The organism is Sodalis sp. RH19 (assembly GCF_047324215.1).
Taxonomy (GTDB): domain Bacteria; phylum Pseudomonadota; class Gammaproteobacteria; order Enterobacterales; family Enterobacteriaceae; genus Acerihabitans.
This window is the reverse complement of record NZ_CP178734.1, coordinates 3,351,742-3,364,882: the sequence shown is the minus strand read 5'-3', so window position 1 is coordinate 3,364,882 and position 13,141 is coordinate 3,351,742. Positions and strand designations below refer to the sequence as shown.

Below are 13,141 nucleotides of genomic sequence, written 5' to 3'. Positions count from 1 at the left end.
CTTTTAATCTTTCAAGGAGCAAAGAATGCTTATTCTGACTCGTCGAGTTGGTGAAACCCTCATGATTGGCGATGAGGTAACGGTTACGGTTTTAGGAGTCAAGGGCAACCAGGTACGTATCGGTGTCAATGCGCCTAAAGAAGTCTCTGTTCACCGTGAAGAAATATACCAGCGTATCCAGGCTGAAAAATCACAACAGAATCCCTTCTGATCTTTTCAGGCGCCTTGCTTGCGCGGGGCGCTAATCTCTCCTTTCCTGCTGTAAAATCATTTAATTTTTACTGATTATTTCTACATAAAATCTTTACCAACAGCTTGCATTTTCCCGGATAAGGGCGGTGCCGGGCGTTATTGTGCTGTCAATCTGGTCAAGTTGCATGGCTTTTGCGCAAACGCTCGCCAGACGGGAAAAATTGTTTGACTTATCAGGCCGGGAAAGTAATATGTGCGCCACGCAGTGCCGATGAGCTTTAACATCGGCGCGTAGGTGAGGTGGCCGAGAGGCTGAAGGCGCTCCCCTGCTAAGGGAGTATACGGTCAAAAGCTGTATCGAGGGTTCGAATCCCTCCCTCACCGCCATTATTTAAGAATGCATCCATAGCTCAGCTGGATAGAGTACTCGGCTACGAACCGAGCGGTCGGAGGTTCGAATCCTCCTGGATGCACCATTAATTGACCTGTTGCACGGTCAGGAAAAAGCAGTTCTATTACTACAATGCATCCATAGCTCAGCTGGATAGAGTACTCGGCTACGAACCGAGCGGTCGGAGGTTCGAATCCTCCTGGATGCACCATTTTTTATATTTAGACCCTCTGCTTTACGGCTTATCTTATTTGCATCCATAGCTCAGCTGGATAGAGTACTCGGCTACGAACCGAGCGGTCGGAGGTTCGAATCCTCCTGGATGCACCATGTCGGTGCTTCTGTTGTTCCCAGCGCTGCTCGCGCATTGTCTACGGCCTCGACGTTTCCCCCCTCTCTATGTTATTTGCCTGGCCTGCTTTCCCTGCGGCGTACCGGTGATATTCCTAATTTAACGCGTGCCACTCTTTCCCCCTACGGCATTCGCCCCCGGTCCGGCTCGCCGCAATACAGAAAAAGCGACAATTTTATGACTTTGCGTTACAGTAAAGGCTTATTTTTAGCATCAGGAAACGACGATGTACGATCGGTACGCAGGGTTGATCTTCGATATGGACGGCACGTTGCTTGATACTGAGCCGACCCATCATAAAGCCTGGCACCAGGTGCTTGGCAAACACGATATGCATTATGATGGTGCAGCCATGGCCGGCTTAAATGGATCGCCAACCTGGCGTATTGCCAAAACCATTATCGACAACCATGGATCCAGTATGGATCCTTACCTGCTGGCGCTTGAAAAAACCGCGGCGGTGGAATTGATGCTGCTGGACAATGTCCGGCCGTTGCCGTTAATCGAGGTGGTGAAAGCCTACCATGGCAAGCGTCCCATGGCGGTGGGCACGGGCAGCGAGCATCGCATGGCCGTGTCGCTGCTGGAACACCTCGGGCTATTACACTATTTCGACGCCATCGTCGGCGCCGATGATGTGACCCGGCATAAACCCTTTCCTGATACATTTTTGCGTTGCGCCGAGCTGATGGGCGTGGCGCCAGGAAAATGCGTCGTCTTCGAAGACGCCGATTTTGGCATTCAGGCTGCCCGCGCGGCCGGCATGGCATTTGTCGATGTGCGGATGCCATAAAAAAACCTTGACGCCATGGTGGCCGGCTTGCCATTGTCATCGCCTGGCGTGCGGCGCCGGCATAAACCATGCTGCTGCCTTCTTATCGCCGCCGCCGTGGCGGCCTGGCGTCCGGTTAAGCGCAAAGCCCGTAATGATCTCTTTATAGTTGGGAAAAGCATTACATTAGGACCTATCAATCCGGTTAACATTTCCGGGACTCACCTGATGATGAATGCGTAAATGATAACGATAGATAGCGATAAACGAGCAGATTCAATTATGCTTACCCAATACAAAATTAACTGCGGGAGGTCAATTTGATCCCGGACGTATCTGAAGCACTTTCATGGCTGGAAGCCAATCCTCATGCGTTGGAGGGGATTCGCCGGGGTGTGGAGCGCGAAACCTTGCGCATCACCGCCAATGGCCGTTTGGCGCAAACCCCGCATCCGGAATCACTGGGCGCGGCGTTGACGCATAAATGGATTACGACGGATTTTGCCGAAGCATTGCTCGAATTTATCACGCCGGTGGACGAAGATATCGATCACCTGCTGGCCTTCTTGCGCGACATCCATCGTCATGTGGCGCGCAATCTTGGCGAAGAACGCATGTGGCCGATGAGCATGCCGTGTTTTATCGATCATAGCCAGCCGATCGAACTGGCTCAATACGGCTCGTCCAATATCGGGTGTTTCAAGACCCTGTACCGCGAAGGCCTGAAGAACCGTTATGGCGCGCTGATGCAGATCATCTCCGGGGTACATTATAATTTTTCGCTACCCCTGGCGTTCTGGCAGGCACGGCTGGGCGTCACGGATGAGCTCAGCGGCAAAGCGGCGATTTCCGACGGGTATCTGCGCCTAATCCGCAACTATTATCGCTTCGGCTGGATAATACCCTATCTGTTCGGGGCGTCGCCGGCGGTCTGTTCTTCATTCCTTGACGGCCGCGAAACCGATTTGCCGTTTGAACGCTCGACATCCGGCATGATTTACCTGCCGTTCGCAACGTCGCTGCGACTGAGCGATCTGGGTTATACCAATAAGTCCCAAAGCCAGCTGGGGATTACCTTCAACCGGATTGACGAGTATATCGCCGCCCTGAAGCGGGCCATCAAGACGCCCTCGGCCGATTACCAGCGTATCGGGTTGGAAAAGAACGGCAAGCGGCTGCAAATCAACACCAACGTACTGCAGATCGAAAACGAACTCTATGCGCCGGTACGCCCCAAGCGTGTGACACAAAAAGGCGAATCACCTTCCGACGCGTTAGAGCGCGGAGGCATCGAATATATCGAAGTGCGGTCGCTTGATATCAATCCCTTCTCGCCGATCGGCATTGACGAACAACAGGCGCGCTTTCTGGATCTTTTCCTGATTTGGTGTACGCTGGCTGAGGCCCCGGAAATGAGCGCGGAGGAGGTGCTGTGCACCCGCACCAACTGGAATAAAGTCATTCTGGAAGGACGCAAACCCGGCCTGACCCTGGGGGTAGACTGCGGTTCACAGCAGGAGCCGCTGGCCGAGATCGGCAAGGCGCTGTTCCGTGATTTGCGCCGTGTGGCGGTCATTCTTGATGGCAATAACCATAATTATCACTACCGCCAGGCCTGCGATAACCTGGTGGCCGGCTTTGACGATCCGGCCCTGACCTTCTCGGCGCGCATTCTTGCGGCGATGAAGGAACATGGCATTGGCGGCCTGGGCTTGATTCTGGCGAATAATTATCGTCAGACCCTGTGCGATGAGCCGTTGGAAATACTGAATGAAGAGCTGTTGGCAAAGGAGCAGGCGCGTTCCTGGCAACGGCAGCGCGAGATTGAAGCGGGTGATAGCGTAAGTTTTGAGCAGTTTGTTGCGCAGCATAACGCCGGCTGAAAAAGAAAAGGCCACAGAGGACTGTGGCCAAATAAACATCTCTGAATACAGGGATGATGATAACAAATGCGCGTCTTTCACTAATTCAGACTCGCGCCAAGGAAAAAAGTTTCCTTACAATGGTAAAAAAAATTAATTTTTTCTAAGAGGAGGTGACGTATGCCACTACTGGATAGCTTTACCGTAGACCACACCCGCATGGCAGCCCCAGCGGTTCGTGTTGCGAAGACCATGAAAACTCCCCATGGCGATACCATCACCGTCTTTGATTTGCGTTTTTGCCGGCCTAACCTGGAAGTGATGCCTGAGCGCGGCATTCACACCCTGGAACATTTATTCGCCGGTTTTATGCGTAATCACCTGAATGGCGACGGTGTGGAAATCGTCGATATTTCCCCCATGGGCTGCCGTACCGGCTTTTATATGAGCCTTATCGGCGCGCCGGATGAAGTGCGTGTCGCCAACGCGTGGAAAGCCGCCATGGCCGATGTGCTGAAAGTCACCGACCAGAACAAAATCCCCGAGTTGAATGAATATCAATGCGGCACCTATCATATGCATTCCCTACCGGAAGCGCAGGAGATTGCCCAGCATATTCTGGACAACGATATCCGGGTGAACCATAACGAGGAACTGGCGCTGCCGAAAGAAAAGCTGGCAGAGCTGCATATCTAAACCCGAGCAGTGCCCGCGGGTGTGATGGGCAAGACAGCTACGCTTCACCCTCCTTGCCCATGATACCCGCCCCCGGCCTGTGGGCCGGTTTAAGCTAGGCTTCGTCCACGCCCTTTTTAAAGGCCTTCAGCGGCGTAATGCGCACCTGCTTGATCATATTGTCCTGCACCGCCATGATTTCAATCTTGTAGCTATCTATCTGGGTATGCGTGCCCACCGGCGGGATATCCTGCAGCGCTTCGAGCAGCATGCCGTTAACCGTGCGCGCCTCGGCTTCCGGCAGCGTCCAGTTAAAGGCTTTATTCAGTTCGCGGATATTGGCGCCGCCGTCGATCAAGACCGACCCGTCGCTTTGCGGTATCACTTCCTCCGCCAGGGTGGGGGACATGGACGTGGTAAAGTCGCCGACAATCTCCTCCAGTATGTCCTCGACCGTCACCAGTCCCTGGATATCCCCGTATTCATCGACGATAAGACCGACCTTTTCCTTGTTCCGCTGGAATTTCACCAACTGGATATTCAACGGCGTGCCCTCGGGAATGTAGTAGATCTCATCGGCGGCGCGCAGCAGGTTTTCCTTGGTGAATTCCTGCTTCTCCGTCATCAGGCGGTAGGCTTCGCGCACCCGCAGCATGCCGATGGCATCGTCGAGATTATCGCGGTACAGCACGATGCGTCCGTGGGGCGAGTGGGTCAGCTGGCGGATGATATTGCGCCATTCATCGTTGACGTTGATACCGACAATTTCATTGCGCGGCACCATAATGTCGCCGACGCTCACCTTTTCCAAATCCAGTACCGAGAGCAGCATGTCCTGGTTGCGCCGCGAAATCAGCGAGCGGGACTCATTGAAGATGGATCGCAGTTCATCCTTGCTCAGGGCGTCGTTCAGATTAGACGGGACTTTAATGCCCATGATGCGCATCAGGAGGCGGGTAATGATATTCAGCAGCCAGACCAGCGGCATCATGATTTTTTGCAGCGGCGCCAGCAGCAGGCTGCTGGGCAGGGCAATATGCTCTGGGTACAGCGCCGCCACCGTTTTTGGCAGCACTTCGGCGAACAGCAGGATGACAAAAGTCAGGATGCCGGTGGCGATCGCCACGCCGATATCGCCGTACAGGCGCATGCCGACGATGGTGGCCAGCGCCGAGGCCAGGATATTCACCAGGTTATTGCCAATCAATACCAGGCTCAACAGTCGGTCGGTACGGCGCAGTAACTTCTCGACGCGCCGGGCGGCGCGGTTGCCCTGTTTGGCCAGGTGTCGCAGGCGGTAACGGTTGAGCGTCATCATGCCGGTTTCAGAGGCCGAAAAATAGGCGGACACCAGTACCATAATCACCAGGATAATTATCAGCGTACTGGTTGAAACATGTTCCAACGTGGGCATTCCTTGTAGGGGTGAATAAAGCGGTTAACGACCAGCCGTAACGGGTGGTCGTTGACTTCTCGCTAGCCGGCCAGAATATTCTGCCAAATGCGGCTGCCGAAATAGGCCAGGGTCAGCAACAGCACGCCGACCAAACTCAGCCATACCACGCGGCGCCCGCGCCAGCCTTTACGATAATGGCCCCACAATAAAACAATATAGACCAACCAGGCGACGAAGGAGAGCACTGCTTTATGCAGATTCTCACCGCTGAACATATTTTGCATATACAGCAGGCCGGTGCTCAGGGTCAGCGTAAGCAGCACCACCCCGACCTGGGTAATATGGAACATCTTGCGCTCAATGCCCATCAGCGGCGGCATATCGGCGCTGAATGTCAGCCGTTTTGTCTTGAGCAGATGATCCAGCCAGGCCAGCTGGAAGGCGTATAAAGCGGCGATGATCAGCACCGCATAAGAAAACAGCGCCAGGCCGATATGGATCAGCAGCCCCGGGGTGGCCTCGAGATGGGTGATAAATTCGCCGGGCATCAGGGTGGAGGCGGCCAAATGAATCATGGCGAAAATATACACCACCGGCAGCAGAAACCAGCCGCGGTTACGCGCGGCGACGATGGTCATGACAATGGCTATCAGCAGGCTCACCAGGGAGCCGATATTCAGCAGGCTCAGGTTCTGGCCGGCATGAACGCCGAATATACGCAAATACAACGTGCAGGCGTGGCAAATCAGCGCCACCGCGGCGGACAGCAGCGCCAGGCGGCGATAGGCGTCGTTCCTGCGCAAAACGGTGGGCAGGATCAGGCCGAGACTTACGGCGTAGGCAACAAAAGCCAGTAGGGCAATCCAGGACATATCGCAAATAGGCTTTGGCAAGGAATAAAGAGGCGACCAGTATAGCCTCAGCGGCGTCCCGCACCAAACGTTCTCGTCGCGGGGCAGCGATCTGCCGCTGCTTCGTGTTATACTCGCCGGCAATAATGTCGCACAAGCGGCCGGACTCCAGGTTGAGTAAAGAACGATGTTTGAAAATTTATCCGACAGATTATCGCGCTCGTTGCGCAATATCAGCGGCCGGGGCCGCCTGACAGAAGAGAACATTAAAGATACCCTGCGCGAGGTGCGCCTGGCGCTGCTCGAAGCCGACGTGGCTCTGCCCGTGGTGCGTGATTTTATCAATCGGGTAAAAGAGCGCGCGGTCGGCCAGGAAGTCAATAAAAGCCTGACGCCGGGCCAGGAATTCGTCAAAATCGTACGTACCGAGCTGGTCAGCGCGATGGGCGAGGAAAACAGCGAGCTCAACCTGGCGGCTCAACCGCCGGCGGTGGTGCTGATGGCGGGCCTGCAAGGGGCCGGTAAAACCACAAGCGTCGCCAAGCTTGGCAAATACCTGCGCGAAAAGCATAAGAAAAAAGTGCTGGTGGTGTCCGCCGACGTTTATCGGCCGGCGGCCATCAAACAGCTGGAAACCCTGGCTGAGACGGTGGGCGTGGATTTTTTCCCGTCCGATGCCGGCCAACGGCCCATTGATATCGTCAAGCAGGCGTTGCAGCAGGCAAAGCTGAAATTCTACGACGTGTTGCTGGTGGATACCGCCGGCCGTTTGCACGTCGATGAAGCCATGATGGACGAGATCAAGCAGATCCACGCGGCCGTGGTGCCGGTGGAGACGCTGTTCGTCGTCGACGCCATGACCGGCCAGGACGCCGCCAATACCGCCAAGGCGTTTAACGAGGCGCTGCCCCTCACCGGCGTGATTCTGACCAAGGTCGACGGCGACGCGCGCGGCGGGGCGGCGTTGTCCATTCGCCATATCACCGGCAAACCGATTAAATTCATGGGCGTGGGGGAAAAAACCGACGCCCTGGAGCCATTCTACCCGGAACGCATCGCCGGACGGATCCTGGGCATGGGCGACGTACTGTCGTTAATCGAGGATATCGAAAGCAAGGTCGACCGCGTCCAGGCTGAAAAGCTGGCTAATAAGCTGAAAAAGGGCGATGGTTTCGATTTAACCGATTTTCTCGACCAGCTTAAGCAAATGCGCAGTATGGGCGGCATGGCCAGCATGATGAGCAAGCTGCCCGGCGCCGGCCAACTGCCGGCCAATGTTAAATCGCAAATGGACGACAGCGTCCTGGTGCGCATGGAGGCTATCATCAATTCCATGACGTTCAAGGAGCGCGCGCAGCCTGAGATTATCAAAGGGTCGCGTAAACGCCGTATCGCCACCGGCTGTGGTTTGCAGGTGCAGGACGTAAACCGCATGCTCAAGCAGTTCGACGATATGCAGCGTATGATGAAAAAGATGAAGAAGGGCGGAATGGCGAAAATGCTGCGCGGCATGAAAGGCATGATGCCGCCGGGATTCACCGGGCGTTAACTATCGATTGCTTTTTGCCCCAAAACGCGTAGAATTTCGGAGCTTTTTATACTACTGCTTTAAATGGCAACTGGGCCCCGTTCCTCGATGGGGCCCGGTTGTTTTATTAACTAAAGAGGATGTTATGGTAACAATTCGTTTGGCACGTGGCGGCGCAAAAAAACGCCCGTTTTATCAAATCGTCGTGACTGACAGCCGCAATGCGCGTGATGGTCGCTTTATTGAACGTATTGGCTTCTACAACCCGATCGCTTCCGGTCAGGCTGAAGGCCTGCGTTTAGACCTGGATCGCATCGAGCATTGGGTCGGCCAGGGCGCCACCGTTTCAGAACGCGTTTCTGGTCTTATCAAAGACGCGAAGAAAGCGGCTTAAAGGATCTCGGTGGCGGCTATGAGCAAACAAATCCGTACCGCAATTCCCACCAACCCCATTATCGTGGGCAAAATGGGATCGACGTATGGCATTCGCGGTTGGCTCAGAGTGTTTTCTTCCACTGAAGAATCCGAAAGCATTTTTGATTACCAGCCCTGGTTTATCAAACGGGCGGGTGAGTGGCAGTGTATCGAGCTGGAAGGCTGGAAGCGCCACAGTCAGGATTTGATCATCAAGGTCAAAGGCATGGAAGACCGGGAAGCGGCGTCTCTGCTGACGAACTGTGAAATCGTCGTGGATTCAACGCAGCTGCCGGCTCTGGACGCGGGTGATTATTACTGGAAAGACCTTACGGGTTGCCGGGTAGTAACCACTGCGGGCTACGAGCTGGGCGGCGTCATTGATATGATGGAAACCGGCTCTAACGATGTCATGGTGGTAAAAGCCAACCTGAAAGATGCCTTCGGTATCCAGGAGCGGTTGATTCCGTTCCTCGACGGACAGGTTATCAAAAAGGTGGATCTCGGCGCTCATGTGATTGAGGTCGATTGGGATCCAAGTTTTTGAGCCCCGGTGGTAAAACAGTGATAATGGGTGGAACGGCGTTATGTGGATTGGTGTTATCAGCCTGTTTCCCGAAATGTTTCGCGCCATCACTGATTACGGGGTAACTGGCCGGGCAGTGAAAAACGGCCTGCTGAGTATGCAGTGCTGGAGTCCGCGTGATTTCACGCACGACAGGCATCGTACCGTGGACGAACGCCCGTATGGCGGCGGACCGGGCATGCTGATGATGGTGCAGCCCTTGCGGGACGCGATTCACGAGGCAAAAAAACAAGCAGGCGCCGGGGCGAAGGTTATTTATCTTTCCCCGCAGGGACGTAAGCTCGATCAGCAAGGTGTGAGCGAGCTGGCCGCCAACCCGAAGATGATTCTGGTGTGCGGCCGTTATGAAGGTATAGACGAGCGGCTGATAGCCACCGAAATTGATGAAGAATGGTCAATCGGTGATTATGTGCTCAGCGGCGGTGAATTGGCGGCCATGGCGCTGATTGATTCCGTCTCCCGGTTTATTCCGGGGGTATTGGGTCATGAGGCCTCGGCGGCGGAGGACTCCTTCGCCGAGGGCTTGCTGGACTGTCCGCACTATACCCGTCCCGAAGAGTTGGCAGGCATGGAGGTTCCGCCGGTGTTACTGTCGGGCAACCATGCGCAGATACGCCGCTGGCGTTTGAAACAGTCACTGGGCCGTACCTGGCTTAGAAGACCTGAACTTCTGGAAAGCCTAGCTCTGACTGACGAGCAAGCAAAGTTGCTGGCTGAGTTCCAACGGGAATATCAGCCCGAGCGACAAAACTAATAGGGGTATGCCAGCCTTGTTGCTGACAGCCCGAACACTCAGTTTACCTAGGGTAAGAGACCTATTATGAGCAACATTATTAAACAGATTGAAGAAGAACAGATGAAGCAGGACGTACCTGCATTCCGTCCGGGTGATTCCGTGGAAGTGAAGGTATGGGTTGTTGAAGGCAGCAAAAAACGTCTGCAGGCATTCGAGGGCGTGGTTATCGCTATTCGTAACCGCGGTCTGCATTCTGCATTCACTGTTCGCAAAATTTCCAATGGCGAAGGTGTTGAGCGTGTGTTCCAGACTCATTCACCGGTTATCGACAGCATCACGGTTAAACGCCGTGGCGCCGTGCGTCAGGCCAAACTGTATTACCTGCGTGAACGTACTGGTAAGTCTGCGCGTATCAAAGAACGTCTTAACGCCTAGTACGCTTTCGCAACATCCGAAAGCATTTAGTTATCAAAGGCCGGCCGGTAGGCCGGCCTTTTTTCTCTTTTTTACCTTACCCTGCAAAAAATTTCTGTATTGGTTCATTACGTGATCCAGCGACCTGTAATCCTCGTCTGCGCTGTTTTCACTGTCCCGCGCTAAGGCCTCTCAGGCAATCGACAGGGTCGATTTGCGCGCTGCCGGACCCTCACCCCGCCATATCGTTAGCGCACGATAGACATTCCTTCGGCGCTATCGGGAATACTCCTGTTTTGCAGCGGATGGCGAAAGCTGATTAAAGGGAGTGGCCGAAGGTGATCACCGGTTCCGATCTGACTTTGCGGCGTGCGCGGCGGCACGTTGTTCAATGGGTTTATCGTAAATATATATTTACATTAAAATGATTTTAGCCTGAAGTTTACGTCCACATACAGGATGGGTAAAATCACCCTATGCGGTAAATTTGTTATAATATATTGTAAATAAAGGATTTTTGTTTGATGGGGTAGGGCGGTGTTCGCGCGGTATCGCCCCGTTTACGCGGATGCTAAAAAGGAATACGATTGGTACCATAATATTTACACATATGGATTGAAAACTTTACGGAGCATGGTATGGTATAGCCCATACGCAGCGGGAATACGCTTTTGCGACCCGCGGCAATAACCTCTGGTCAGGACTTCTCTCATGCAAAAAGACGCGCTCAATAATGTTCATATCCTTGATGAACAAGTGATGATAACGCCGGAAGAACTAAAACGGCAGTTCCCTTTAACCGATGCCGAGCAGCAGGCTATCGCCGCGGCGCGGCAAACCATTGCCGATATTATCCACGGCCGCGATCCCCGGCTGCTGGTGGTATGCGGCCCCTGTTCCATCCATGACCTGGATTCGGCGCTGGACTATGCCCGGCGGCTGACGGAACTGTCGGCGGAGCTGAGCGATCAGCTGTATATCGTTATGCGCGTCTATTTTGAAAAACCCCGCACCACCGTGGGCTGGAAGGGCCTGATTAACGACCCGTACATGGACAACTCCTTCGACGTGGAGGCCGGCCTGAAAATTGCCCGCGGCCTGCTGCTGGATTTGGTGCGCATGGGCCTGCCGCTGGCCACCGAGGCGCTGGATCCGAACAGCCCGCAGTATCTTGGCGATCTGTTCAGCTGGTCCGCCATCGGCGCGCGCACCACCGAGTCCCAGACCCATCGTGAAATGGCCTCCGGCCTGTCGATGCCGGTCGGTTTTAAAAACGGCACCGACGGCAGCCTGGCGACCGCCATCAATGCCATGCGCGCCGCCGCCATGCCGCACCGCTTTGTGGGCATCAACCAGGCGGGGCAGGTAGCGCTACTGCAAACCCGCGGTAATCCTGACGGGCACGTCATTTTGCGCGGCGGCAAGCAGCCCAATTACCATGCCGCCGACATTGCCGACTGTGAACAGCAGATGGCCAAGGCCGGTCTTAACGCGGCGCTGATGATTGATTGCAGCCATGGCAATTCCAATAAAGATTATCGTCGCCAGGGCGAGGTGGCGCAATCGGCGCTGGCGCAAATCAAGGCGGGAAACCGTTCCATTATCGGCCTGATGCTGGAAAGCCATATACACGAAGGCAACCAGTCCTCCGAGCAGCCCCGAGCCGCTATGCGCTATGGCGTATCGGTAACGGACGCCTGTATCAATTGGCAAAGTACCGATACACTGTTACGACAACTGCACAATGAACTGCGCGGCGTCCTGGCGGGACGGCTGGCGGGAGAATAAGAGCGTATGGTAGCGGAGCTTAACGCGTTACGGGATCAGATTGATGAAGTGGATAAGTCCTTATTAGCTTTGCTGGCCCGGCGGCTGCAGCTGGTGGCCGAGGTGGGCGAGGTGAAAAGCCGTTACGGTCTGCCGATTTATGCCCCCGATCGCGAGGCGGCCATGCTGGCGTCGCGCCGGCAAGAGGCGGCGGCGCAGGGTGTGCCGCCTGATTTGATCGAGGATGTGCTAAGACGCGTGATGCGCGAATCCTATTCCAGCGAAAACGATAAGGGTTTCAAATCGCTTTGTCCGCAGCTGCGACCGGTGGTGATTGTCGGCGGCGGCGGCCAGATGGGCGGGCTGTTTAAAAAAATGCTGCAGCTCTCCGGTTACCAGGTCAGGATCCTGGAACAGGATGACTGGGCGCGGGCATCGGAACTGTTGGCGGACGCGGGCATGGTGATCGTCAGTGTGCCAATCCACCTGACGGTCGAGGTCATTGAGCGCCTGCCGCCGTTGCCGGAGGACTGTATCCTGCTGGATCTGGCGTCGATAAAAAACGCACCGCTACAAGCGATGCTGGCCGCCCATAACGGGCCGGTTTTGGGACTGCATCCGATGTTCGGTCCCGACAGCGGCAGCCTGGCCAAGCAGGTGGTAGTCTATTGCGATGGCCGGCAGCCTGAGGCCTATCAATGGCTGCTGGAACAAATCCAGGTATGGGGCGCCCGGCTGCACCGCACCAGCGCCGTGGAGCACGACCAGAATATGGCGTTTATCCAGGCGCTGCGCCATTTCGCCACCTTTGCTTATGGCATGCACCTGGCGGAAGAGAATGTCGAGCTGGAACAGCTGCTGGCCTTGTCGTCGCCGATATACCGCCTGGAGCTTGCGATGATTGGACGCTTATTTGCCCAGGATCCGCAATTGTATGCGGACATTATTATGTCCTCGGAAAGTAACCTGGCGCTGATTAAGCGTTATTACCAGCGCTTCGGCGAGGCCATTTCCTTGCTGGAGCAAGGGGATAAACAGGCGTTTATCGCCCGCTTTAAAAAGATAGAGCATTGGTTCGGCCGCTACGCCCAAAGCTTTCTGGAGGAAAGTCGCTTGCTGCTGCGCCAGGCCAATGATATCCGCAAATAGCCGGGTTCAACCAACGCAGGGCCATGTGATATGGCCCGTTTCATGCCAGCGCCAGT

At 55.0% G+C, this 13,141-nt stretch carries 13 protein-coding genes and 4 tRNA genes; 15 read left to right on the top strand and 2 right to left on the bottom strand.

The features are described 5' to 3' along the window. The first annotated feature begins 25 nt into the window (after positions 1 to 25). The 8 genes from csrA (at position 26) to luxS (ending at position 4,265) form a co-directional block, all read left to right on the top strand. Positions 26 to 211: a carbon storage regulator CsrA gene (gene csrA, locus ACL2XF_RS15330; protein ID WP_132926210.1), complete on the top strand. Its 186-nt coding sequence runs from the start codon at positions 26 to 28 to the stop codon at positions 209 to 211. A gap of 275 nt (positions 212 to 486) precedes the next feature. Further along, a tRNA-Ser gene (locus ACL2XF_RS15325) sits at positions 487 to 579 on the top strand. A 12-nt stretch (positions 580 to 591) separates the two neighbouring features. After that, positions 592 to 668 (top strand) — tRNA-Arg (locus tag ACL2XF_RS15320). Positions 669 to 717: 49 nt separating this feature from the next. Then, positions 718 to 794: transfer RNA gene (locus ACL2XF_RS15315), tRNA-Arg, on the top strand. Between the two features lie 42 nt (positions 795 to 836). Further along, positions 837 to 913 (top strand) — tRNA-Arg (locus ACL2XF_RS15310). 248 nt (positions 914 to 1,161) lie between these two features. After that, positions 1,162 to 1,728 (top strand): fructose-1-phosphate/6-phosphogluconate phosphatase, encoded by a 567-nt coding sequence (gene yqaB / locus ACL2XF_RS15305; protein ID WP_410016316.1) that lies wholly within the window; start codon positions 1,162 to 1,164, stop codon positions 1,726 to 1,728. A gap of 299 nt (positions 1,729 to 2,027) precedes the next feature. Beyond that, positions 2,028 to 3,590 (top strand): glutamate--cysteine ligase, encoded by a 1,563-nt coding sequence (gene gshA, locus ACL2XF_RS15300; protein WP_410016315.1) that lies wholly within the window; start codon positions 2,028 to 2,030, stop codon positions 3,588 to 3,590. A gap of 159 nt (positions 3,591 to 3,749) precedes the next feature. Beyond that, entirely contained in the window at positions 3,750 to 4,265 is a 516-nt protein-coding gene (gene luxS / locus ACL2XF_RS15295; RefSeq protein ID WP_410016314.1) for an S-ribosylhomocysteine lyase, read from the top strand. A 94-nt stretch (positions 4,266 to 4,359) separates the two neighbouring features. On the opposite strand, the gene ACL2XF_RS15290 is transcribed toward luxS, so the two are convergent. Both ACL2XF_RS15290 and ACL2XF_RS15285 read right to left on the bottom strand, forming a co-directional pair. Continuing rightward, positions 4,360 to 5,649, bottom strand: a complete 1,290-nt coding sequence (locus ACL2XF_RS15290; protein ID WP_410016313.1) for an HlyC/CorC family transporter — start codon at positions 5,647 to 5,649, stop codon at positions 4,360 to 4,362. 71 nt (positions 5,650 to 5,720) lie between these two features. Next, positions 5,721 to 6,512 (bottom strand): inner membrane protein YpjD, encoded by a 792-nt coding sequence (locus ACL2XF_RS15285; RefSeq protein ID WP_410016312.1) that lies wholly within the window; start codon positions 6,510 to 6,512, stop codon positions 5,721 to 5,723. Positions 6,513 to 6,678: 166 nt separating this feature from the next. On the opposite strand from ACL2XF_RS15285, the gene ffh reads away from it, so the two are divergent. The 7 genes from ffh to tyrA all read left to right on the top strand — a co-directional run bounded on the left by ffh (position 6,679) and on the right by tyrA (position 13,085). Next, the gene (ffh, locus tag ACL2XF_RS15280; RefSeq protein WP_410016311.1) at positions 6,679 to 8,040 is read left to right on the top strand and encodes a signal recognition particle protein; all 1,362 of its coding nucleotides are present in this window, start codon (positions 6,679 to 6,681) and stop codon (positions 8,038 to 8,040) included. A gap of 124 nt (positions 8,041 to 8,164) precedes the next feature. Next, positions 8,165 to 8,413, top strand: a complete 249-nt coding sequence (gene rpsP / locus ACL2XF_RS15275) for a 30S ribosomal protein S16 (RefSeq protein ID WP_162363866.1) — start codon at positions 8,165 to 8,167, stop codon at positions 8,411 to 8,413. Between the two features lie 18 nt (positions 8,414 to 8,431). Next, the gene (gene rimM, locus ACL2XF_RS15270; RefSeq protein WP_410016310.1) at positions 8,432 to 8,980 is read left to right on the top strand and encodes a ribosome maturation factor RimM; all 549 of its coding nucleotides are present in this window, start codon (positions 8,432 to 8,434) and stop codon (positions 8,978 to 8,980) included. A 40-nt stretch (positions 8,981 to 9,020) separates the two neighbouring features. Further along, complete coding sequence (gene trmD / locus ACL2XF_RS15265; RefSeq protein WP_410016309.1) at positions 9,021 to 9,773, top strand: tRNA (guanosine(37)-N1)-methyltransferase TrmD; 753 nt, start codon at positions 9,021 to 9,023, stop codon at positions 9,771 to 9,773. Between the two features lie 66 nt (positions 9,774 to 9,839). Next, positions 9,840 to 10,190 (top strand): 50S ribosomal protein L19, encoded by a 351-nt coding sequence (gene rplS / locus ACL2XF_RS15260; RefSeq protein WP_331123114.1) that lies wholly within the window; start codon positions 9,840 to 9,842, stop codon positions 10,188 to 10,190. Positions 10,191 to 10,880: 690 nt separating this feature from the next. After that, entirely contained in the window at positions 10,881 to 11,957 is a 1,077-nt protein-coding gene (locus ACL2XF_RS15255) for a 3-deoxy-7-phosphoheptulonate synthase (protein WP_410016308.1), read from the top strand. Between the two features lie 6 nt (positions 11,958 to 11,963). Further along, positions 11,964 to 13,085, top strand: a complete 1,122-nt coding sequence (gene tyrA, locus ACL2XF_RS15250) for a bifunctional chorismate mutase/prephenate dehydrogenase (protein ID WP_410016307.1) — start codon at positions 11,964 to 11,966, stop codon at positions 13,083 to 13,085. Positions 13,086 to 13,141 lie beyond the last annotated feature (56 nt).